This is a genomic window from Pseudoalteromonas sp. SR44-2 (assembly GCF_014163745.1).
GTDB lineage: Bacteria > Pseudomonadota > Gammaproteobacteria > Enterobacterales > Alteromonadaceae > Pseudoalteromonas > Pseudoalteromonas distincta.
Genome location: NZ_JACJDW010000003.1, coordinates 136,534 through 155,650 on the forward strand (window position 1 = coordinate 136,534; position 19,117 = coordinate 155,650).

At 36.9% G+C, this 19,117-nt stretch carries 17 protein-coding genes; 13 read left to right on the forward strand and 4 right to left on the reverse strand.

Translation table 11 applies throughout. The features are described from left to right. Nucleotides 1-98: 98 nt before the first annotated feature. From pyrD to H5115_RS03040, 6 genes are all read left to right on the forward strand, one after another. Nucleotides 99-1,109 carry a quinone-dependent dihydroorotate dehydrogenase gene (pyrD, locus tag H5115_RS03015; RefSeq protein ID WP_002961897.1) on the forward strand — a complete coding sequence of 337 codons (1,011 nt, stop codon included), beginning with the start codon at nucleotides 99-101 and terminating at the stop codon, nucleotides 1,107-1,109. Between the two features lie 117 nt (nucleotides 1,110-1,226). Beyond that, nucleotides 1,227-1,757, forward strand: coding sequence for a cell division protein ZapC (locus H5115_RS03020; RefSeq protein ID WP_182674343.1), 531 nt, complete (start codon nucleotides 1,227-1,229; stop codon nucleotides 1,755-1,757). A gap of 91 nt (nucleotides 1,758-1,848) precedes the next feature. Next, nucleotides 1,849-3,966, forward strand: coding sequence for a bifunctional 23S rRNA (guanine(2069)-N(7))-methyltransferase RlmK/23S rRNA (guanine(2445)-N(2))-methyltransferase RlmL (rlmKL, locus tag H5115_RS03025; RefSeq protein WP_138489126.1), 2,118 nt, complete (start codon nucleotides 1,849-1,851; stop codon nucleotides 3,964-3,966). Then, the gene (locus tag H5115_RS03030) at nucleotides 3,959-4,198 is read left to right on the forward strand and encodes a glutaredoxin family protein (RefSeq protein ID WP_002961779.1); all 240 of its coding nucleotides are present in this window, start codon (nucleotides 3,959-3,961) and stop codon (nucleotides 4,196-4,198) included. Before rlmKL ends, H5115_RS03030 begins: the two co-directional genes overlap by 8 nt. Before the next feature lie 15 nt (nucleotides 4,199-4,213). Beyond that, nucleotides 4,214-6,127 carry an ABC transporter ATP-binding protein gene (locus H5115_RS03035; protein ID WP_182753573.1) on the forward strand — a complete coding sequence of 638 codons (1,914 nt, stop codon included), beginning with the start codon at nucleotides 4,214-4,216 and terminating at the stop codon, nucleotides 6,125-6,127. 11 nt (nucleotides 6,128-6,138) lie between these two features. Then, nucleotides 6,139-7,896: a DUF3466 family protein gene (locus H5115_RS03040; RefSeq protein ID WP_182753575.1), complete on the forward strand. Its 1,758-nt coding sequence runs from the start codon at nucleotides 6,139-6,141 to the stop codon at nucleotides 7,894-7,896. Nucleotides 7,897-8,009: 113 nt separating this feature from the next. Here the strand turns inward: H5115_RS03040 and H5115_RS03045 are convergent, their stop codons facing one another. Continuing rightward, nucleotides 8,010-8,516 carry a DUF2062 domain-containing protein gene (locus tag H5115_RS03045; protein ID WP_182753577.1) on the reverse strand — a complete coding sequence of 169 codons (507 nt, stop codon included), beginning with the start codon at nucleotides 8,514-8,516 and terminating at the stop codon, nucleotides 8,010-8,012. Here H5115_RS03045 and H5115_RS03050 point away from each other — a divergent pair. The 7 genes from H5115_RS03050 to tcdA are packed head-to-tail and all read left to right on the forward strand — an operon-like array spanning nucleotide 8,496 to nucleotide 15,957. Further along, nucleotides 8,496-10,763 (forward strand): DNA internalization-related competence protein ComEC/Rec2, encoded by a 2,268-nt coding sequence (locus H5115_RS03050; protein ID WP_182753579.1) that lies wholly within the window; start codon nucleotides 8,496-8,498, stop codon nucleotides 10,761-10,763. The two genes, H5115_RS03045 and H5115_RS03050, sit on opposite strands and share 21 nt — an antisense overlap. Nucleotides 10,764-10,823: 60 nt before the next feature. After that, a complete protein-coding gene (msbA, locus tag H5115_RS03055; RefSeq protein WP_149602576.1) occupies nucleotides 10,824-12,569 on the forward strand; it encodes a lipid A export permease/ATP-binding protein MsbA in 1,746 nt (581 codons plus the stop codon). Continuing rightward, on the forward strand, nucleotides 12,566-13,546 hold the full coding sequence (gene lpxK / locus H5115_RS03060; protein WP_165743199.1) for a tetraacyldisaccharide 4'-kinase: 981 nt from the start codon (nucleotides 12,566-12,568) through the stop codon (nucleotides 13,544-13,546). Before msbA ends, lpxK begins: the two co-directional genes overlap by 4 nt. Continuing rightward, nucleotides 13,536-13,733, forward strand: coding sequence for a Trm112 family protein (locus tag H5115_RS03065; protein WP_002961789.1), 198 nt, complete (start codon nucleotides 13,536-13,538; stop codon nucleotides 13,731-13,733). The genes lpxK and H5115_RS03065 overlap by 11 nt, the downstream gene beginning before the upstream one ends. Next, nucleotides 13,721-14,482: a 3-deoxy-manno-octulosonate cytidylyltransferase gene (gene kdsB / locus H5115_RS03070; RefSeq protein WP_154903049.1), complete on the forward strand. Its 762-nt coding sequence runs from the start codon at nucleotides 13,721-13,723 to the stop codon at nucleotides 14,480-14,482. Before H5115_RS03065 ends, kdsB begins: the two co-directional genes overlap by 13 nt. Next, entirely contained in the window at nucleotides 14,479-15,159 is a 681-nt protein-coding gene (locus H5115_RS03075; protein ID WP_182753580.1) for a TIGR01621 family pseudouridine synthase, read from the forward strand. Before kdsB ends, H5115_RS03075 begins: the two co-directional genes overlap by 4 nt. After that, nucleotides 15,160-15,957: a tRNA cyclic N6-threonylcarbamoyladenosine(37) synthase TcdA gene (gene tcdA / locus H5115_RS03080; protein WP_002961793.1), complete on the forward strand. Its 798-nt coding sequence runs from the start codon at nucleotides 15,160-15,162 to the stop codon at nucleotides 15,955-15,957. It abuts the gene before it with no gap. Nucleotides 15,958-15,963: 6 nt separating this feature from the next. Here the strand turns inward: tcdA and H5115_RS03085 are convergent, their stop codons facing one another. The 3 genes from H5115_RS03085 to H5115_RS03095 form a co-directional block, all read right to left on the reverse strand. Further along, nucleotides 15,964-16,380 (reverse strand): SufE family protein, encoded by a 417-nt coding sequence (locus tag H5115_RS03085; protein ID WP_182753582.1) that lies wholly within the window; start codon nucleotides 16,378-16,380, stop codon nucleotides 15,964-15,966. 33 nt (nucleotides 16,381-16,413) lie between these two features. After that, nucleotides 16,414-17,640, reverse strand: a complete 1,227-nt coding sequence (locus H5115_RS03090) for a SufS family cysteine desulfurase (protein WP_182752034.1) — start codon at nucleotides 17,638-17,640, stop codon at nucleotides 16,414-16,416. A 114-nt stretch (nucleotides 17,641-17,754) separates the two neighbouring features. Next, a complete protein-coding gene (locus H5115_RS03095) occupies nucleotides 17,755-19,041 on the reverse strand; it encodes a citrate synthase (RefSeq protein ID WP_002961796.1) in 1,287 nt (428 codons plus the stop codon). Nucleotides 19,042-19,117: the final 76 nt, after the last annotated feature.

Genomic DNA, 19,117 nt, shown 5'->3' on the forward strand with positions numbered 1-19,117 from the left:
TTTAGTAAATAAATAACTGATTGTTAAAATTGTTATACAATACCTCAGCCTTGTCTGAGGTATTTTTTTGTCTAAAATTTAAAAAGAGGATTATATTGATGTTTTATGATTTAGCTCGCCGTTTTATGTTTACCCGTGATGCGGAGTGGGCGCATGAGTTTGCACTTAATAATCTTCGTCGTTTTACCAATACACCTTTAAATTTAGCTTGGTCGCAAAACATTTCTGATAAGCCAGTCGATTTTTTGGGTCTGAAATTTAAAAACCCTGTAGGGCTAGCAGCTGGCCTTGATAAAAATGCGGAATGTATTGATGCATTTAGCCAAATGGGCTTTGGTTTTATTGAAGTTGGCACTATTACGCCGCGTGCTCAAGCGGGTAATGATAAACCTCGTATTTTTAGGTTGCCAGAATCAAACGCTATTATTAACCGCATGGGTTTTAATAATAAAGGCGTTGATAACTTAGTCGCAAATGTAAAAGCAGCAAAATACAGTGGCATACTCGGTATTAATATTGGTAAAAATAAAGATACGCCAAATGAACAAGGTAAAGATGACTATATTCATTGTATGCGTAAAGTATTTGAACATGCCTCATATATTACGGTAAATATTTCATCACCAAATACACCTGGCTTGCGTGATTTGCAATACGGCGCTGCACTTGATGATTTACTGCAAAGTCTTAAAAACGAACAGTTAGATTTAGTTGCAAAGCACAATAAACAGGTGCCTATGCTTGTAAAAATTGCACCGGATCTAGATCAAATTCAAATAGAGCAAGTAAGTGAATCACTTTTAAATAATAAAATTGATGGTGTAATTGCCACCAATACCACGCTTGAGCGAGCTGCAGTTATGGGCCAGCAATATGCAGAAGAAGCCGGCGGTTTATCAGGTCACCCTGTTAGAATGCGTTCTACAGAGGTAGTGAGTGAGTTGAAACGCTTAACACAAGGTAAATTACCAATCATCGGAGTAGGCGGAATAGATGATGCGCAATCAGCAAAAGAAAAGTTCGATGCAGGCGCAAATTTAGTCCAGGTTTATACTGGGTTCATCTACAAAGGTCCACAATTGGTAAAGTCGATCGTTAACGGCTTATAAGGATCAGTTATCTAAGCTTTTGATCGTTCGATAAATGTTCTAAGCAAGCATTTTAAAAGTGGTCAAAAGCGGTTATACTGTGAGCAATAATTATTCAACATACCCAAGGAGGAGTAAATGTTACAAGCATCAAAGCAATGGCAGTGGATTACTTGTCCTAATAAAAATCGTTTGTTACTTGATTTAAATGATGACATGCAATTATGTACGCCCTATAAGTTAAGACAACTCACCGATTCTGTTTTTAAAAATCCACGTTTTAGTTTAGAAGATGCTGCATTTTATGAACAAGTTTATAACTATTTAGATGGGTTTGAATTGTGGACTGCTGCTCAAATTTGTCAAATATCGCTAAATGCAACCGCTGTTAAGTATCACTTAAAACCCGTTTTATCAAAAAGCTGGTTTTTTGAAGAATACACTGGAACAGAGCCAAGTGTAGAAGCAATAGTTAAATTAATATCTAAAGCGCAGACTGGCGATTTTTTAATTGTAGAGCATTGCCCTGATGCATCTATTTGCTTAAATTTAAGCGAAACCTTTAAATTAGACGAAAATTTATCTTTAGCACAATTTGAAGTAATCCGTATTTTGAATAATCGAGTACACCCCATTCTAAATCAGCAATATCAAAGTCAAACCGCCTAACCAAATTTAAGTCTTAAGCGTGTCTTTATGGCGTGTTTGTCGCCCAACCTATGTTATAATCCTGCGCAATTAGCTATTAAGGGTTATTACTTTGCAATTTATCGCACTTACTTCTATCGGAATCGAAAATTTATTGGTTGATGAACTAACAGAACTTGGCGCAACTGTGTCTAAGCAAACTGTTGGTTCTGTTCGTTTTGAGGCTGACTCATTACTGGCGCAAAAGGTTTGTTTATCAAGTCGTTTTGCAACGCGTGTGCTTATGCTTATTGAAGAAAAAGAAGGCGTAGATGACAAGAATAGCCTGTATAATTTTGCTCGCTCGCAACCTTGGCAAGAGTGGTTTGGACCAACTCAAACATTCGCTGTCGACTTCAACGGTACCAATGACTCATTAAAAAACACACAATTTTCGGGTCTTGTAATAAAAGATGCGATTGTTGACTACTTTAATGATTTATACGAGCAGCGTCCTAACGTTGATAAGCAAGATGCAAATGTGCGTGTTGTTGCACGATTAAATCGTTACGGCGTTTCTATGTATATTGATTATTCGGGCCCTCGTTTGTCTGAACGTGGTTACCGTCAAGGTCAAGGTAAAGCACCAATTAAAGAACATTTAGCTGCTGCATTAATTAAACGAAGTGGTTGGCTTGATAATGTAAAACAACCTTTATTCGATCCATGTTGTGGTGCAGGTACTATTTTAATCGAAGCGGCTGGCATGGCGCGAAACGAAGCGCCGGGATTATTTCGTGAAGGCTTTGCTTTTGAGCGTTTACCCAGTTTTAGAGCCGCTAAGTTTAAAGAACTTAAAGAAGAGTTACTTGCTAACATTACCGATCCTAAATTGTGGTTAATTGGCCACGATTACGATGAACAAGTTTTAAATAAAGCGATTGATAATGCCAAACGTGCTGAGCTTGACGATGTTATTAAGTTTAAGCAAAGTGATGCCACTAAACTTACTGCTGTTGCAAAATTACCGGGTGTTGTAATTTCAAACTTACCTTATGGTGAACGTATTGGTTCTATGGCTGAGCTTGTTGATTTACACCGTAATTTAGGTGTTGGCTTTAAAAAGCACTTTAATCATTGGAAACTTGCCTTACTAGGTATGGACGAGAGCTTATTTAAACTTTTAAAACTTGTGCGCCTTAAGCGTTATAAGTTTAAAAATGGCCCACTTGATGTTGAACTTAACTTATATCAATTAGATGATAAGCAAGTAAGTTTGACTACCGATGATAAAAAAGCGCTTAATTTTGAGGGCTCTACGTCATTCGCAAATCGATTGAAAAAGAATAAGCAAGGCTTAAAAAACTGGCTTAAACAAAATAAAGTAGACGCTTATCGTGTTTATGAAGCGGATATCCCTGAGTACAATGTTGCTGTAGATATTTACGGTGATTCTGCGGTTATTTTTGAATATGCAGCGCCTAAAGAAATTGATGAAAAAACATCAGAGAAACGCCTGCAAGACGTAATAACATTGACTTCGCAACAACTTGATATCTCACCTGAAAATATTGCTGTAAAAGTGCGTAAAAAGCAAAAGGGCGAAGAGCAGTATACGGCCATGTCTAAACAAAACCGAACTATGGTAGTTGAAGAGTTTGGTGCTAAGTTTAAAGTTAATTTATTTGACTACTTAGACACAGGTTTGTTTTTAGATCACCGTTTAATGCGTCGTTATATTCAAGAAAATGCGAAAGATAAGCGCTTTTTAAACTTGTTTGCATACACAGGTACTGCCTCTGTGCATGCCGCACTTGGTGGCGCTAAAGCAATTACAACAGTTGATTTATCTAAAACCTATTTGAAATGGGGCCAAGATAACTTCGATTTAAACAATATCAGTAATACACGTTACCGTTTTGAACAAGCAGATTGTTTAAAATGGTTAGAGCATGCGACAGCACAATATGATTTGATATTTTTAGACCCTCCAACGTTCTCAAACTCAAAACGTATGAAAGACGCGTTTGATGTGCAAAGTGATCACATTAAATTATTAACGTGGGTAAAAAAGATCTTAAGTCCATCAGGTACTTTGATTTTCTCTAATAACAAACGTGGTTTTGTAATGGATGAAGTTGGCCTGATTGGTTTAGGTTTAAAAGCCGTTAATATCTCAGATAAAACGCTATCACCAGACTTCAAACGTAATAAAAAAATCCATAATAGCTGGCTAATTACGCATGGCTAAATGGATTTTATATCATACTGATGGTTGCCACTTGTGCGAACAGGCTGAGCAACTTATCACTGATGTACTAAATGACAACAGTGAGTTATTACTAATCGATATTATGACTGATGAGCAGCTTATTGCTGAGTATCAAATTACTATTCCTGTATTAAAAAGTGAAAAAGGCGAGAAATTATATTGGCCTTTTACTTTACACTCTGTGCGCGAATTTTTAGCACAAGCAGAATAAGAGCAAATAAGAACTATGGATTTAATAAGAATTTTAAAAGCACAACTTGCTTTTGGTACACATGCTTTGCTTAACAAAGCAGACGCCGTTATAGAAAGTGGAGAAAGAGTGTGTGTAGTTGGTCGAAATGGCGCGGGCAAGTCAACGTTATTAAAAGTACTCGATGGACAAGTTGTTTTAGATGATGGTGAAATAAATCAGCTTGGTGGTATTCGAATTTCTCGTTTAGAGCAAGATCCACCAAAAGGTGCAAGCGGAACTGTATTTGATTACGTGGCACAGGGTATGCCAGAAATCGCTAACCTACTCATTGATTTTCATCATGTTAGCAACGAACTGCAAACACAATGTACTGATAAGTTATTAAATAAACTTGAACGTTTATCAAACCAACTTGAAGCCGCTGATGGTTGGCGTTTTGATAGCCGAATTCAATTAGTTTTGACACAATTAGAATTAACACCAGAGGCTAAGCTTGAGTCTCTTTCTGGTGGCTGGTTACGTAAAGTAGCACTTGCGCGTGCACTTGTAAGTGAGCCTGACTTATTATTACTAGATGAGCCAACAAACCATTTAGATATGGCAAGTGTAATCTGGCTTGAACAGTTTTTAAAAGAATTTAAAGGCGGCATTGTATTTATATCGCATGACCGTGCGTTTATTCGCGCTGTCGCTACGCGTATTTTAGATTTAGATCGCGGTAAACTTATTTCGTACCCAGGTGATTACGCGACTTATCTAGAGCAAAAAGCGCATGATTTAAAAGTAGAAGAAGCGCAAAATGCATTGTTTGATAAGCGTTTAGCTGAAGAAGAAACGTGGATTCGCCAAGGTGTTAAAGCGCGAAGAACGCGTAACGAAGGGCGTGTTCGAGAGCTAAAACAGCTACGTAATGAGCGCAAGCAACGTGTTGATCAAGTTGGAAAAACTGACTTTAATATTGAAACAGCTGATCGCTCAGGTAAGTTGGTATTTGAAGCTACGAACCTTTGCCATGCATTTAAAGACAAAGTTATTGCTGATGATTTTTCGACACTTGTAATGCGTGGCGACAGAATTGGCTTAGTAGGCCCAAATGGTATTGGTAAAACAACACTATTAAAACTAATGTTTGGTGATTTAGAACCAGATAGTGGTATTACTAAGCAAGGTGTTAATTTAGAGTTTGCTTACTTTGACCAATACCGTGAAAAACTTGACGAAGAAGCAACTGTTCAAGATAACGTTGCCGAAGGTAAACAAGAAGTGATGATGGGCGGTCGTTCACGCCATGTTTTAGGTTACCTGCAAGACTTTTTATTCCCTCCAGCACGCGCTCGAACCCCGGTTAAAGCACTCTCTGGTGGTGAAAAAAATAGACTGCTATTAGCTAAACTGTTTTTAAAACCATCTAATATACTTGTTCTCGATGAGCCAACGAATGACTTGGACATTGAAACGTTAGAGTTACTAGAGGACATTATTAATCAATATCAAGGTACAGTGCTGATTGTAAGCCATGACCGAGAATTTATTGATAATACATGTTCTAGTGTATGGGCATTTGAAGGCAATGGTAAAGTAACAGATATCGTCGGTGGTTATAGCGACTATGAAGCTTATGTAGGTTACTTAGCTGAACAAGAAAAAAAAATTCAGCAACAACCAGTAAAAAAAGTTGAAAAAGTAGCCGCTCCAGCCGCAAAACCAGCAGCTAAGACAAATAAACTCTCTTACAAATTAAAACTTGAATTAGAGCAACTACCGAATAAAATGGAAAAACTAGAAGCTGAAATTGAAGCTCAACAAGCTGTAGTAAGTGACGCAAACTTTTTTAAACAAGAGAGTGATGTAACAACTAAAGCATTGAACCATTTAGCACAACTTGAGTCTGACCTTGAAGCTGCCCTTGAGCGCTGGGAAGAACTTGAAGAATTACAGAATCAGTAGTAAGGACTAAAATGAAATATAAATTACTCGCTGCCAGTATTTTAGCGACATTAAGCACTTCAGCAACAAGTGCGACGTACCAGTTAAGTGAATTAGGGACTCTTGAAGACGCTAAATATTCTTATGTAACAGATGTAAGCGAAAGCGGGCATATTATTGGTTTCGCAAATGGTTTATACAATTTACCTATTGATACCAGCTATATAGATTTTACTGAAAATGTTATTGAAAGTGCTTACGACAGCACAGAAGCAGCATATGAATTAAGTGATAAAGAAATTACTTTCACACTTGATGACATTGAAAATAATGATGCCGTAAGCACTAATCCTGATGCTCATGCTTTTATGGTTAGTTTTTTGGCAAATTCGAATTTAGGAATTCCGTCTAACTTTGAATATCAAAAAATGAGTTCTTTAGTTGGGATTAAATTTAACGAATCAGAGATTACTGAACAACCGATTTTTGATATAGCTTCTGTTGATTATGATGGATTAACTCGTTCTACTGTCAATCTTTTAAATGCAGTAAGTGAAGATGGCGTTACAGTCGGTTGGGGAAGCGCTCCGTACGATAAAGTATCTTTTACACCTGATGGTGAAGATGATGCAGAAACGTGGTTTACTCATGAATTTATAGAACGTGGAATTGTAATAAGCGCTGATGGCAGTGTAAGTGTAGAGTTAGAGCCTGAGTTTAATGAATACGGTGGCACAAGCCGCGCTAACGATATTGTTAAAACTAACAGTGGTTATACCGTTGTAGGTAATATGTCTACAAGCATTCCAGCTGACAGACAAGATAATATTGACGATAACTGTGATAATGAAGACGAACCTACGTCAGTATGTATCAACTTGTTAAATTCAAATATTACACGAGGCTTATTTAATAAGCGCGCTGTTAAATGGGAACTTGATGAATCACTTAATATCACGTCTGTTGAAGAGCTTGGTATGGCACTGACACCTGACGAAGGTGAAGCGGAAGATGACGCATTTACAAGTACTGCTTTAGCAGTGAACAGCAATGGGACAATTGTAGGTTCATCGAATACACGTTATTACAAAAATGACGATACAATTCTTACAATGCCAGTTTATTTTAAAGACGGTGCGGTTGTTGATTTTATTAATCAAGAAGATGACTGGCAGTCTGGTAAATCAATTGCTATTAATGATAACGATGTAATTACAGGTTATGCAACTAAACGTATTGAAGGTACTCTTCGTAATAAATTCTTTTACCATGATATAGCAACGGGTAGTACGGTTTTCCCTAATGATTACTTTTCAAGCTCAAGTTCTTACGGTAACGATATAAACAACCAAGGTTATATTGTAGGTGAAGGGGAAGTGGGTGTTTCTGATAGCTCGCGACTCAAAGAGGCCTTTATTTACAAAATTGGTGAAGACAAAATCACTAATCTAAACGATTTACTGCCTTGTTATGACACCGACGGTGAAACTGATTACGCTTATACTATGGTTGAAGCGACTGCTATCAACGAAAATAATGAAATATTTGGTACTGCGACTAAAACAGTTGAAAAGCTAGATTCATTAGGCGGTGTAGTAACTGATATTAATGGTGAAATTGAATATGAGAGTATTGCAATAGCAGTTAAACTAACGCCAATTGCAAATGGTGAAGTAGAAAGCTGTGCTCCAGTAGAAGCTGAAGTTTATGAGCGTAACTCTGCTAGCTTCCCTTGGTATACATTATTGTTATTACCACTGGTTGGCTTAAGGCGTGTATTTCGCTTTTAAAGTTTATTGATTAAAAAAAACCAACTTGATAAAGTTGGTTTTTTTTCGTCTATAATATTTTATTAGATTAGGATTGCCGTGAATCTTATAATTATTATTTAGCTTTAACGCCACTAATTATTTCGTGATAACCATGCTTTTTTCACAGAGCGGCGCCAAATAATATCGATACCAAAGTATCCTATAACTGATGCAATAGAAGCACATACTAATGAACCTAATAAAAATGCAGGACCAATTGTTTCTATACTTTCTAAAAACCAAGACCAACTGGCTTCAAATACAAAGTGTTGTTCTGGCTGATTAAGTATTAACGTACCCACTAAGTATGAGCCATAAAAGATAGGTGGCATGGTTAATGGATTCGTAAGCCATACTAAAGCAACTGATATGGGTAAATTAACCCTAAATAATATAGCACCTGCTGCGGCTAAAACCATTTGAAAAGGAACAGGGATGAAAGCAAAAAATAACCCGACCGCGAAGGCCCCTCGAGCTGAACGTCTATTTAAATGCCAAAGATTTGCGTCTTGCAAAAGTCGTCCAAATATTTTTAGTGATTTATGATGTCTAATTTTATTTGGATCAGGTAAAAATCTTTGGATCGTTTTTTTAGCCATTTAAAGCAACCATTTACATCAGTGTGGATAAGTCTTGGGTTTGTAATTGGCTGTGTAGCAACCGTGTTTTATTATCAAACTCTCGAATTTACAGTCTTCACAATTTTCATTGTAATAGTGAGCGCTTATTTTAAGCCGTTTTTAAACGTATTGTTAGGCTTTATTTGTGCAATTTGCTTTGTTGGTATGCATTTCTACCTTTTTTATAGTTTTGAAATACCAAAATCGAACGAAAAGTATGCACTTGATTCTACATTAGTTGTTGAAGAGGTTATTTCTGATAAAAAACCTCAGTATATCAAAGCCAAAATAGTGGCATTAGACGGGAGTAGTTTTTCGAGTTTTAGAGCACCCAAAGCAATGCTCAGTGTTAATTCTGCACAGCCTTTTACAGTCGGGGATGAATTCTCTGCATTAATCCATTTAAAATATTTTCGCAGTAATAAAAATTTTAATGTGTTTGATAATGAACGTTATGCATTTATAAATAGGATATTATTTAAAGGTAAAGTGCTCAATAAAGAGCTTAATATAATACACAGCGATAAACAAAGCATCGTACTAGATTATCAAAACTTCATTAAAAATACCTATACAAATACAAGATTGCAGTGGCTTTATTATGCATTACTCAGTGGTGATAAATCGTTGATGAGCTATACAGATAAACAATTAATGCAATCACTTGGGTTAAGTCACTTACTGGCTATATCGGGTTTACATATTGGTTTGATTTTTAGCTTTGGTTATTTATTCATTCGATTTATCTGTACGAAAATAAACTTTTCAATTGGTCAATCATTTAACCTTACACTTTACTACAGTTCGTTCGGTTTTATAGCTGCATTAGTTTACGTATATTTAAGTGACTTTTTAGTATCAGCAACGCGAGCGCTAATTATGCTGGGTTGTTATTTGTTACTTTATTTTCTTGCTAAGCAGCCGCTGCGATGGCGTAGTATTTTATTTGCCTTGGTAATAGTGCTTGCTGTTAACCCATTCAATTTACTTAATCCAGGTCTGTATTTTTCATTTTTAGCTGTCGCTATAATTTTTACTGTTATTAATAAATTACCAATATTAAAAACACGAATAAAAAACAAAATTATTGCGTTATTTGTTATTCAAGTAGCATTGTTTATCGGTTTATTACCACTTTCACTTTATTTTTTTAATGGCGTAAGTATTGCGGGACTAGTGATTAACTTAATTGCGATACCGTTTCTTTCCATCATTATTTTGCCATTTTTGATTGTTTTTACATTACTGAGTACTTTTATAGATATAGGTAATTTAATACATTTGTTTGATACAGGGTTATATGCGTTATTTAAATTACTTTATGAAATACCCGAGCCGTTAAGATGGCTGACAACAGGACGAATCGAGTCAATATTCGTCATTTTTACCTATATTACTATGTTGATGATTTACTTCCTCCCCTATAAGTTGCTTTCTTTCATTCCTTTAACAGTACTTTTATTGAATAACCTTCTAAAAGAAAAGCCCAACTGGCAACTTCATGTGTTTGATGTTGGGCATGGTCTCATGGCATTAATTGAAAAAGATAATCAAGTGCTTATCTATGATTTTGGTCCAAGTTATTTTAATCGTTTTAGTCGTACGCGAAGTATTTTATTGCCTTATATAAAAGCAAATAATTTCACAGTAAAAACAGCGATTCTAAGTCATAAAGACAGCGATCACGCTGGAGGAATACAGCATTTTATTGAAGCTGGGTTTGGGGAAACACTAAAGCAATTTCATCCTGAAAATACACTTAATGTGTGTGAAGTTCAAAATGTTGATTTTGTTGGTTTAAGAGTAGAAAGCTTTAGCACTAGAGGGTATGGGAATGAAAACGACGATTCATGCGTTGTTAGAGTATCGAGTAATACTCATAGTGTGTTATTTACAGGTGATATATCAAAATCCCGTGAAGCCTCTTTATTAGCGAATAATACACCGTTGAAAAGTACAGTCATGTTAAGCCCGCATCATGGCAGTGATACATCCTCAAGTGTTAATTTTATTAGCTATGTAGCCCCTAAAGTTGTGATTCATTCAAGTGCTTATAAAGGACAGTGGGAATTTCCCAAGCCCGTTGTTGTCGAGCGTTACAAAGCAATAAGCGCCGAGCAATTTACAACAGGCGTTGAAGGACAAATTAGTATTAAATTCTACTCAAACAATTTGGTCATAGAAACAGCAAGAGGGCAGGAAAGTTATTGGTTTATCAAAGATTGACGTTTAGTTTTATCTCATCGAAGGATACAATACAGGCAGTTACTGTATTTAGAGAGTGTTATGGATCAAAGTACTGCACAAATTTATAAACGTCTTGTCTCGTATGTTGGCGCATACAAAAGCGTCGCTTTTATCGCAATTGTTGGGATGATAGGCTATTCAGCAATGGATGCTTTATTCATTCAATTAATGAAGCCGTTTATTGATCAAGGTTTAAACCAGCGAAATACAGAAGTTTTAAAGTACGCTCCTTTTGTAGTTATCGCGTTAGTACTGGGGCGTGGTGTTTTTAACTTTATGTCTTCGTACTGTTTAAGTTATGTGGGCTCTCAAGTTGTACGCTCTTTACGCCAAGAGTTATTTGAGCACATATTGCATTTACCCGTTTCTTTTCATGACAAAAACTCTACAGGCGATTTAATTTCAAAAATCACTTTTGATACAGAGCAAGTTCAACAAGCAATTACTAAAGCGTTACTTATTGTTGTACGTGAAGGGGCCTTTGTTGTCTTTTTACTTGGTGTAATGTTTTATACCAGTTGGAAGCTCTCACTTATATTTTTAGTCATCATCCCTCTCGTTGCCATTATTGTAGCGGTTGTATCGAAACGTTTTCGCCATATTTCTAAAAGCATTCAATCAGCTATGGGGCAGGTTACACGTAGCTCTGAACAAATGCTTAGCGGACATAAAGTTATTCATGGATTTGGCGGACAAGACCAAGAAATAAACCATTTCTCAAAGATTAATAATCATAATCGCCAGCAGCGCATTAAAATGGATGCGACAAAAGCTTTAAGTGTATCAATTATTCAAATATTAGCAGCAAGTGCTATGGCTGTTATTTTATGGGCTGTATCTCTTCCATCAATGATTGATACGATTACCTCAGGTGACTTCATGGCATTAATTGCCTCAATGATGATGTTATTGCGACCGCTAAAACAACTCGCCAATGTTAATAGTGATATGCAGCGTGGTATATCTGCCGCGCAAAGTATTTTTTTAGTTTTAGATGAAGAAATGGAAAAAGATACTGGCACCGTTTCAGTCGATAAAGTTAAAGGGTTAATTGAAGTTAAAAATGTAACCTTTAAGTACCCAACAAAAGATGAAGCCGTATTAAATGATTTGTCGCTAACGATTAAAGCGGGTGAAAGTATTGCCTTAGTAGGGCGCTCAGGCTCGGGTAAATCAACAATTTCTAATTTATTACCACGCTACTATGACTTAGAGTTACCGAGTGAAATATTACTTGATGGTATAGCCCTGCAGGATTATAAATTAACAGATTTGCGTCGCCAATTTGCTTTAGTGTCTCAACAAGTCGTGTTATTTAACGATACGATTGCTAATAATATTTGTTATGGCATAAAGCATGATGTGTCTGAGGAAGAATTAGAGCAAGTTGCTAAACAAGCGCATGTTTGGGAGTTTGTTAAAGACTTGCCAGAGCAATTAAACACCATGGTAGGTGAAAATGGCGTAATGCTCTCCGGCGGTCAACGCCAGCGTATAGCGATAGCACGTGCAATATTAAAAGACGCACCTATTTTGATTTTAGACGAAGCAACATCAGCACTTGATACCGAATCTGAAAAGCTTATTCAGCAAGCATTAGAAACGCTAATGAAAGATAAAACCTCAATTGTTATTGCGCATCGCTTATCTACTATCGAAAACAGTGACCGAATCTATGTTATTGATAACGGTCGTGTAATAGAAAGTGGCGATCACAATAGCTTATTAGCAAATGACGGTACTTATTCAGCCCTTTGCAAAATGCAGTTTGGTGATCAGGCGTGAGTAAAATAGAACAAAGCTGGTATAAACCATTTGGTCTAATTACTTTGCTGTTATTACCATTAAGTGCTTTGTTTTGGGTTGTATCTTCATTTCGAAAATACTTATACAGCGCTAAAATACTTAAACCTTTTGAGTGCAAAACGCCTGTAATTGTAGTTGGCAATATAAGTGTTGGCGGTAATGGTAAAACGCCTTTTGTTTTGTGGCTGTATGGTCATTTAACACAGCAAGGTTTATCAGTGGGAATTATTAGTAGAGGATATGGTGGGCAATCAGAAAATTACCCGCTGTTAGTTACTGAGCTTGTAGACGCTCAGCAGGCTGGAGATGAGCCCGTACTTTTATACCATCGTTTAAAGTGCCCAATAGCGGTTGGGCCTAATAGACAACACAATATCGATTTATTAGAAAATAATTATACACTCGATGTTATTATTTCTGATGATGGAATGCAGCATTATAAAATGCCTCGTAGCATTGAGTGTTGTATTGTTGATAGTGAGCGTCGTTTTGGTAATGGCTTTGTTATGCCAGCAGGGCCACTTCGTGAAACAACTAAACGTTTGCAAAGTGTCGATATAGTAATTGAAAATGGTGGTGAGGCTAATAATAGCTACACATTACAAGTAAGTAATCTTCGCTTGGTTAATTCAAGCGATTATGCAAAAAGTAACGTAAGTGAAGCACATGCAATAAGTGCAATTGGGAACCCTAAACGGTTTGAAAACTCATTAGAAGCACAAGATATTACGTTATTATCGACTCATCATTTTAGAGATCATTATGCTTATACAGTAGATGATTTTGCACAATTTGGTGATGATTGCATTATAATGACCGAAAAAGATGCCGTTAAATGTAAGTCCTTTGCAAAACCTAATTGGTATTATTTACCAGTAGATGCACAACCTACCGATAGCGTAATAAACAAATTAAATTCAATATTAAAAGAAAAAGGAATACTCAATGGCCTTTGATACAAAATTACTCGAGATAATTGCGTGCCCTGTTTGTAAGGGAAAATTACGCTTTGACAGAGAAAACAACGAACTAATTAGCACAGCAGCTAAGCTTGCTTATCCTGTTCAAGATGATATTCCAGTATTACTTGAAAATGAAGCACGAGAACTATCTCTAGAAGAGGTTGAAAAGTGGAATTCGTAGTTGTAATTCCTGCTCGTTTTGCATCGACCCGACTACCAGGTAAACCGCTTGCTGATATTTGTGGCAAGCCAATGGTTCAACACGTTTACGAAAAAGCATGTTTATCAGGTGCTAGTAAAGTAGTTATAGCAACCGATCATCAAAAAGTATTTGATGCAGTAAGTATGTTTACTAATGATGTTGTAATGACGCGTGAAGATCACCAGTCGGGTACTGAACGATTAGCTGAAGTGGTTGATTTGCTTAAACTTGATAGCAATACAATTGTGGTTAATGTACAAGGCGATGAGCCATTACTTGCACCAGAAAACGTATCTCAAGTTGCTGCACTATTAAGTGATTCAACAGCACCAATGGCAACGTTAAGTGTTGCTATTGAAGAACGTGATGAAGTATTTAATCCTAATGCCGTTAAAGTGGTTAGCGATATAAATAAAAATGCCCTGTATTTCTCTCGTGCAAGTATACCGTTTGATAGAAATACGATGATGGATGATAGCACTGCCCTTAATTTAGCACCATTTCAACGCCATGTAGGTATTTATGCGTACAGAGCGGGTTTTATTAAACAATACATAGAGCTGAGTGTATCACCATTAGAATTACTTGAATCACTTGAGCAGTTACGTGTTTTGTATCACGGTTATAAAATTAAAATAGAACAAGCTCAAATAGCCCCTCATGCAGGTGTAGATACGCCTGATGACTTAGCTAAAGTGATAGCGCATATTAAAAGTAAAAACGTGTGAGTGAGCAATTAAGTAAGATAATAAAAGTTGTTTATACACATAACGACTTTTATATTTTAGAAAAGCCAGCGGGTCTTAATTTTCATTCTGAAGAGGGACCCGGCTTTGTTGTTTTAGCCGAACAACAATTATCGCAAAAGCTTTATGCCGTTCACCGTTTAGATAAAGTGACATCAGGGCTTATTATTTTAGCAAGAAACAAAGCCGCTGCAGCCGCCTTTACTGTTATGTTTACTGAGCATGCGATTGCTAAATTTTATTTAGCGATTAGTGATGCTAAACCAAAAAAGAAGCAGGGGTGGATAAAAGGCGATATGGCTAAGTCTCGCCGTGGCTCGTTTAAGTTACTAACGAGTACACTTAACCCTGCAATCACCCGATTCTATTCTCTGAGTTATAAGCCAGGATTTAGAGGGTATATTTTAAAACCTTACTCTGGCAAAACACATCAACTAAGAGTGGCACTAAAAAGTGTGGGCGCAGCTATTTTAGGCGATGCAATGTATTCAGGCACGCCTTCTAATCGTACCTATTTACATGCATATGCGTTAAGCTTTTTATGGCAAGGTGAACAAATACAGCTAACTTTATTACCTGATAGTGGTGATGAGTATTTGGCGTTAATTAAACATCAAGATTTTCAAGCATGGCAATCGCCATGGCAACTGGATTGGTAAATGAGCGAAAAAGTTACAGATATACGTTTTGGTGGTATTAAACGTTTATATGGTCATCAACAGTTTGATTGGCTTCAAGAGGCACATTTTTGTGTAGTAGGTATTGGTGGTGTAGGAAGCTGGACAGCAGAAGCACTTGCGCGTACTGGTGTTGGTAAAATAACACTTATAGATTTGGATGATATTTGCGCCACTAACGTAAATAGGCAAATTCATGCGTTAACGGGCACTATTGGTCAAGCTAAAGTCGATGCAATGAAAGCGCGCTGCGAGCTTATTAACCCAGAATGCCAAATTAGTGTAATAGATGACTTTATTACGCTTGATAATATTCAAGAGCATATTCAAGGTTTTGATTATGTAATTGATTGTATTGATGCAGTTAAAGAAAAAGCAGCATTAATTGCTCACTGTAAACGTAATAAACTACCTATAATTACAACTGGTGGTGCTGGCGGGCAAACAGATCCTAGCCAAATAACTTTTGGTGATGTAGCTAAAACTACGCAAGACCCATTACTTGCAAAGGTGCGCTATATTTTGCGCAAGCAATATAATTTTAGTAATAATCCTAAACGTAAGTTTAATATTGATTGTGTTTACTCAACAGAGCAATTGGTTTACCCAGGAAGCGATGGCAGCGTATGTCATGCTAAGCAAAGTGCTGATGGCACAATGAATATGGACTGTAATAATGGTTTTGGCTCTGTGACTATGATCACAGGAAGCTTTGGTTTTTTTGTTGCTGCAAAAGCGGTGCGTAAATATCTAGATAAAAAACAACGCTCACAGGCTTAGTTTTCGTTAACTAAGCTTGTGTTGTGCCATGGTTTGTATCTTATCAACCATGGCTTTAATACCATTACCACGTGATGTGCTTAAGTGGCTTATAAGGCCGAGCTTTTCAAATTCTTCATACGCATTTTTATTCACTACCTGTTCTGGTGTAAGCCCGTTGTAAAGCGCTAAAATAATGGCTAATAATCCTTTTACTATACGAGTATCAGAGTCACCTATTACAACAAGTGTATTTTCGGTTAAGTCAAATTCAACGAACATCCATACTTTGCTTTCACAGCCTGGTACAAGTGCGTCATCAGTTTTTAAAACATCAGCTAAAGCTGGCAACGTTTTTCCTAAAAGCATTATTTCACGATATTTTTGCTGCCAAGCAGGTGCATTTTTTATAGATTCTGTGACTTTGTTAAACGTATTTGTCATGAGTTATCCTAATTAATTCTATTAAACTGGCGTTCAATCTAATAAAGCGATACATTTTTTAAGTGAATCAATGAATATATCTACATCTTTGTAGGTATTATAAAAAGAAAAACTTGCTCTTAACGTTCCATTAAGCCCTAAATGTGTCATTAATGGTTGTGTACAATGGTGTCCACTTCTGACTGCAACCCCATATCCGTCAAGTAAAGTTGCCAAATCATAAGGATGTTCATCTTTAAAATTAAAACAGAGTGTACCAATATTGTCAGATAGGTTGCTGAATATGGTAATGCCATCCACCTTTACCAATTTTTGTGCCGCGTAACTAAACAATTCTTGTTCATATTGCTGTATTTGCACGTGATCCAATTCATTTAAATAGTCTAAAGCGGCACCAAAGCCTAAAACTCCAGAAATATTTGGTGTGCCAGTTTCAAATTTTGCAGGCGCAGGGCGATAAGTGCTATGAGTTAAGTAAACTTTATCAATCATTTCACCGCCGGATTGGTAAATATCTAGTGTATTTAGCTCTTCATATTGGCCATAAAGTACACCTAAGCCTGTTGGACCGAGCATTTTATGGCTTGAGCAAACATAAAAGTCACAGTTTAATTCACGTAAATCGGGTTTTAAATGCAGTGCACCTTGGGCTCCGTCCACTAAAACAAGCGAATTCACCTCTTTTGCAGCTACAATTAGTGGCTTTAAATCAGTGATATTACCCAGTGTGTTCGATGCTTGTGTAATAGCTAATAAGGCAGGTTTTGTTTCTTTTATAAATTCACAGCATTGTTGGGTGTTTAGCGTGCCGTTATTATTTAGCGGCAGAGAGACTAATTTAGCTCCCGTCTGTTGGCTTACTAGTTGCCAAGGCACTATGTTTGCGTGATGCTCAAGCGGAGATATTATTATGGTATGACTTTCATCTAAACGCTTTTTTAAGCCGTTAGCGACCAAATTTATGGCTTCTGTAGCACCTTTAGTCCATACAATCTCTTTACTTAAGACATTAAAAAACCTTGCAGTTTTATCCCGGACTTGTTCATAAGAATAAGTGGCCTGTTCGCTAAGTGTATGGCGTCCACGGTGTACATTTGCATTTTGAGACGTATAAAACTCAGTAATTGTATCTATAACTGATTGAGGCTTTTGTGAGGTTGCTGCTGAGTCTAAATAAACAAGCGGACAGCCGTTTATTGTTTGATTTAATGTCGGGAAGTCTTTTCTAATTTTATTTATATCAAACTTTAAAGTAGGCATAGCTCATCTACATAGTGTTTTTAAGGCAGGGATTGTAATCGGTTTATGATAATTCTCAAGTGCTGTTAATAAAAAAGGCCGCAAAATGCGGCCTTTTAAACTAACCAGCGTCAATTAACGCTTGTCAGTTGATACGTAATCACGTTGAGTGTAACCAGTATACATTTGGCGAGGACGGCTGATCTTATGACCAGGTTGAGATAGCATCTCATCCCAGTGAGTGATCCAACCAACAGTACGTGCCATTGCAAAAATTACAGTGAACATGCTTGTTGGAATACCAATCGCTTTTAAGATAATACCAGAGTAGAAATCTACGTTAGGGTATAGTTTCTTCTCTACAAAGTACGGGTCTTCAAGGGCAATTTGCTCAAGCTTCATAGCAATATCAAGAAGTGGATCTTGGATATTTAGCTCAGCTAAAACTTCATGACACGTTTGACGCATTACTGTAGCACGTGGGTCGAAGTTTTTGTAAACGCGGTGACCAAAGCCCATAAGGCGGAATGGGTCAGCTTTGTCTTTAGCTTTAGCAACGTATTCATCAATACGGTCCACAGAGCCAATCTCTTCTAACATGTTTAAACATGCTTCGTTAGCGCCGCCGTGAGCAGGTCCCCATAAAGAAGCAATACCAGCTGCAATACATGCATACGGGTTAGCACCTGATGAACCAGCAAGACGAACTGTTGAAGTCGATGCATTTTGCTCATGATCTGCATGAAGCATAAAGATTTTATCCATAGCTTTAGCAGTTACAGGGTTAACTTTATATTCTTCAGCAGGTACAGAGAACATCATGTGTAAGAAGTTTTCTGCGTAGCTTAAATCGTTACGTGGGTATACAAACGGTTGGCCGATGTTTGTTTTATAAGCCATTGCAGCAATAGTTGGTAACTTAGCAACTAGCTTAACTGCGCTTGTTTTACGTTGTTCTGCATCAGTAATATCAAGGTCTTCATGATAAAAAGATGATAACGCACCCACTACGCCACAAAGCATTGCCATTGGGTGAGCGTCAAAGCGGAAACCTTGGAAAAAGTTAGCAATCTTCTCGTCAAGCATAGTGCTTGTAGTGATTTCATTCTTAAAAACTTCATATTGTTCTTTAGAAGGTAACTCACCATTTAAAAGTAAGTAGCAAAGCTCAATATAGTTAGAATCTTCAGCTAATTGCTCAATTGGGTAACCACGGTGAAGTAGTACACCTTTACCACCATCAATATAGGTGATTGCAGATTCACAAGAACCAGTCGACATGAAACCTGGGTCATAAGTAAAGTGACCATGTGAACCTAACGTACGTACGTCGATTACATCTTGGCCAGCAGTGCCTTGATAAATTGGAAGTTCGATTGGATCTAGTCCATCAATATGGACTGTGGCTTTTTTATCTGCCATCGCTATGTATCTCCTATTAAGATATCTATTCTGATTTTTAGATTTTAAAGTTCTGAAATCTGTTTTAAGCACATCT

What these genes read in the sequence shown, in the direction of transcription:
- H5115_RS03085 (WP_182753582.1), bottom strand. Translation starts at nt 16,380, where the DNA reads ATGACAAATACGTTTAACAAAGTCACAGAATCTATAAAAAATGCACCT.
- msbA (WP_149602576.1), top strand. Translation starts at nt 10,824, where the DNA reads ATGGATCAAAGTACTGCACAAATTTATAAACGTCTTGTCTCGTATGTT.
- H5115_RS03020 (WP_182674343.1), top strand. Translation starts at nt 1,227, where the DNA reads ATGTTACAAGCATCAAAGCAATGGCAGTGGATTACTTGTCCTAATAAA.
- H5115_RS03065 (WP_002961789.1), top strand. Translation starts at nt 13,536, where the DNA reads ATGGCCTTTGATACAAAATTACTCGAGATAATTGCGTGCCCTGTTTGT.
- pyrD (WP_002961897.1), top strand. Translation starts at nt 99, where the DNA reads ATGTTTTATGATTTAGCTCGCCGTTTTATGTTTACCCGTGATGCGGAG.
- H5115_RS03035 (WP_182753573.1), top strand. Translation starts at nt 4,214, where the DNA reads ATGGATTTAATAAGAATTTTAAAAGCACAACTTGCTTTTGGTACACAT.
- tcdA (WP_002961793.1), top strand. Translation starts at nt 15,160, where the DNA reads ATGAGCGAAAAAGTTACAGATATACGTTTTGGTGGTATTAAACGTTTA.
- H5115_RS03045 (WP_182753577.1), bottom strand. Translation starts at nt 8,516, where the DNA reads ATGGCTAAAAAAACGATCCAAAGATTTTTACCTGATCCAAATAAAATT.
- H5115_RS03090 (WP_182752034.1), bottom strand. Translation starts at nt 17,640, where the DNA reads ATGCCTACTTTAAAGTTTGATATAAATAAAATTAGAAAAGACTTCCCG.
- H5115_RS03095 (WP_002961796.1), bottom strand. Translation starts at nt 19,041, where the DNA reads ATGGCAGATAAAAAAGCCACAGTCCATATTGATGGACTAGATCCAATC.
- H5115_RS03030 (WP_002961779.1), top strand. Translation starts at nt 3,959, where the DNA reads ATGGCTAAATGGATTTTATATCATACTGATGGTTGCCACTTGTGCGAA.
- H5115_RS03040 (WP_182753575.1), top strand. Translation starts at nt 6,139, where the DNA reads ATGAAATATAAATTACTCGCTGCCAGTATTTTAGCGACATTAAGCACT.